The sequence below is a fragment of the Mesorhizobium sp. M5C.F.Ca.ET.164.01.1.1 genome, from assembly GCF_004792125.1.
GTDB classification, from domain to species: domain Bacteria; phylum Pseudomonadota; class Alphaproteobacteria; order Rhizobiales; family Rhizobiaceae; genus Mesorhizobium; species Mesorhizobium wenxiniae.
On record NZ_SRTG01000052.1, the window covers coordinates 1 to 755 of the forward strand.

The 755-nt window shown below is 63.2% G+C and carries 1 protein-coding gene; it reads right to left on the minus strand.

Features of this window, described 5'->3' with window-relative positions; translation table 11 throughout:
* The coding region (locus tag EN807_RS32335) for an AMP-binding protein (RefSeq protein WP_135937911.1) at positions 1 to 755 on the minus strand (755 nt) is incomplete at both ends.

Consider the following 755-nt stretch of genomic DNA (forward strand, 5'->3'; position numbering starts at 1 on the left):
CCGATCGCCGTCCACAAAGGGGCTGGCGATGAACCGCTCCGCCGTCAGATCAGGGCGGTTCAGGTAGCCCCGCGCAACGCCTGCCCCGCCAATGCAAAGCTCGCCCACCGCCCCGAACGGCACCGGCCCACCATGCCCGTCCAGAAGATACACCCGCGTGTTCGCAATCGGACGCCCGATCGTCTCGACGACAGCCTCTCCCCTCGGCATGCAAATCCAGGTCGAGTACGTCGTCGTCTCGGAAGGAGCGTACAGATTACAGATCTTCTCAACGCCGCTGCTCTCGAAGACCCTCTCGATCAGATCTGCCTTCAGCCGCTCCCCGGCCAAGTTGATAACGCTTGTCGAAGCCGGCACCGCTTTCTGGTCGACCAGAGCGGCGATCGCCGAGGGGACCGTGTTGATCAAGGAGACATCCAAGGGCGTCTGCGCCAGCGCCAGCGCATCCTCGACAAGATACAGCGTGCTTCCTTGCGACAGCGGAACGAAGCACTCATAGACGGACAGATCAAAACTGATCGAGGTAGAAAACAGCGTGCGGCTGATCTCGGAGTCCGCAAACACGCCGCTGCTCCAATGCAGCAGATTGACGGTGCTGGCATGCTCGACCATGACGCCCTTTGGGGTTCCGGTTGATCCGGAGGTGTAGATGACATAGGCGAGATGGCGCGCGGTCAGGCCGAGCGCGCGCGGGTCGGGATCGCAGGCGGGCAGCTCGGCCCAGGCCGGGGTGACCGTCTCCAGATCGACCACAC